Source organism: Rahnella perminowiae (assembly GCF_019049755.1).
GTDB classification, from domain to species: domain Bacteria; phylum Pseudomonadota; class Gammaproteobacteria; order Enterobacterales; family Enterobacteriaceae; genus Rahnella; species Rahnella perminowiae.
In genome coordinates, this window is record NZ_JAFMOS010000223.1 from 1 (window position 1) to 2184 (window position 2184).

The 2184-nt window shown below is 40.9% G+C and carries 2 protein-coding genes and 1 pseudogene; 1 reads left to right on the plus strand and 2 read right to left on the minus strand.

Annotated features, from left to right (window positions below):
- The first annotated feature begins 340 nt into the window (after window positions 1–340).
- Window positions 341–610, plus strand: a complete 270-nt coding sequence (locus J1785_RS01485) for a hypothetical protein (protein ID WP_217218651.1) — start codon at window positions 341–343, stop codon at window positions 608–610.
- A 181-nt stretch (window positions 611–791) separates the two neighbouring features.
- On the opposite strand, the pseudogene J1785_RS01490 reads toward J1785_RS01485, so the two are convergent.
- Window positions 792–994: pseudogene (locus J1785_RS01490) on the minus strand (integrase); the annotation flags it as partial.
- 222 nt (window positions 995–1216) lie between these two features.
- Window positions 1217–2184 (minus strand): hypothetical protein (locus tag J1785_RS01495; protein ID WP_217218652.1); only part of this gene is annotated, 968 nt, incomplete at its 5' end.

The following is a 2184-nucleotide window of genomic DNA, read 5'->3' on the forward strand; positions in this document are numbered from 1 at the left end:
CAGCGACCCCTCACAAATAGTGTAGGTTATGGAGCTTTCCCATTATTTATCACTTCTCCTTATTATACATTTTGATACAACCTGCTCGCCAGACACAAGCTAATGCAACAAAAATAGCTAGCAAACCTCGAACGCCACCGGATCTTTTAAGTCTTTGCATGAAATTATACCTTTGAATTTTGTCTCAAGATTGTAGCAATAAGGCCCCTTACAAGAAACCTTCATCAATCATTCTTTCGTTGCTGATCAGGCACCAGAGATTTCTCCGGCTTTTCCCGCTTCATAATTTAAAATTATCGTGATAATGCTGTATGCATGAACAGTATTTGTGAGGTGGGTTATGGGTAAGAATTCTAATTTCGACATCGTGTATAGGGAAGAGGTGAGAGACTGGATACCGCTTGGCAGATATATCTTCTTTCAGCGACGCGAGGAGTATGGTGGTGGGTATTGGCTTGGACAAGTTTACGCCGACTGGTTCAGCTTTGTTGTGGAAGAACCGGTTTCGCTACATCGTGGCATGCAGTATCTGATATCAATAAAGAGCAATGAAGAGGGGATTATGAAATTCGATGACAGCCTGGATAATTTTATGCTGACGAGTGAGTGACAAATTAGTGACGCACCTATAGTGCCGCAAGAGTGTCGCTGATATGTCATTACTTTCCTGTGTGTCACTTGTGAATGCAGGATAAGCCAGTTAAAACAGTGACTTATTGATACGCCGACGTTCTTCTAAGCCTTAGGTCACAGGTTCGAGCCCTGTAAGGCGTCCCATTCAAATCAAGCAGTTAACTGTCAGCCGTTCCCTCCCAAATTTGCGAGTGGGACAGATTTGGGACTGGAACCCTAAAAATAACGTATATCTGCTTCGCGTGCTCCGTTAAATGATTTGTCGCCAGATGCGCGATCGCCGTACCATCTCGAGCGACTCCCAGCCGCCCATTTCCTGAAGAACTGATCGCGGGACACCGGCCTGAATCAGCCAGCTTGCATCAGCACTAAGAAATGTCTGATAGATTCAGCTAAGCACAAGAATATGGTTTGGTAAATAAAATACTCATAGGTAGGAAATGAAATGATCAAAAAATCCTGAATCTATGGCTTGATTACATTGATACTGTTGAAGGAATAAATAAAGCTACTGAAAAAGACATACAGCCTGGTCTGTTGAACCAGGCTAAGAATAACAGAAGCTAAAATATCCGTCATATATCTAGTAATTTAAAGTTGATTTCAGCATTGCTTCATTTGGTTGAATGGTAATACAGTTTTCAGAACAATTGTTGCTATTGGAAATCACAGGGTTTTTGGGTACAGAGTATGAGAATCCCTTGCTTTTCTTAATAGTTAAAAGTATGCCTCTTGCAGCCCATGGTGCATAGACAGAGTTCTCTCCGAACTCGTCATATCTCACAATACGGGAAAAGGCACCCCAGTTACGCTTAGAGATATCTACCATAACGGCTCCGCTAAAAGATTTATCTACTTTGTTACTAATTTCAGAAGCTACGGATTCTATCTCTGATATCTGGTTAGATATCATATAGTTATTTATATTTCCTGTCGCGGTCACTCCGGCAGATGCAATCAACAGAACTGATAATACTCCAGCTCCTTTGATTCTGAAGTGTGTGAATAAAAAGTCAGAAAATTTCATTAAACCAAATAATGAGACCGCAACTATACAGATAGACATTGCAACAATGGATCTTTGTGCAGCCCAACTTTCAGATACGTATAAGTTAGGGAAGTACGACCCAGCAATAAAAACAAGCGTGAAGAGAACTTTTTTAATTCCATCTTTATTACTGTAGATATAGGCCAGGCCCATACAAAAGAAGACAAGACCAATTATAAGCATGGGTTCGCTGGCAGATATACTGTAGTTAGCCAAGGAGTTTGGTATAGCTTCACCAAAAAACCATCGGATTTTACCCGTTGGGTTATCTGTCATCGTAGAGCGAGATAATGTTTGTCCAAAAGCTAGCAGAGGGACAACTTTAATCATGATGAGGCTTGAAAGCATGCCAGAGCACATCATCACAAAAGAATTAAAAAGAACGCGGTAATTAACGGATTTTGGTGACAGGCACTGATCTAACAAAGCAAAAGCCATAAATGCCATGCCGGCAGGTTGATATATTGCAAATGAGCAACATATAAACATCCATGATATTAACC

What these genes read in the sequence shown, in the direction of transcription:
- J1785_RS01485 (WP_217218651.1), top strand. Translation starts at nt 341, where the DNA reads ATGGGTAAGAATTCTAATTTCGACATCGTGTATAGGGAAGAGGTGAGA.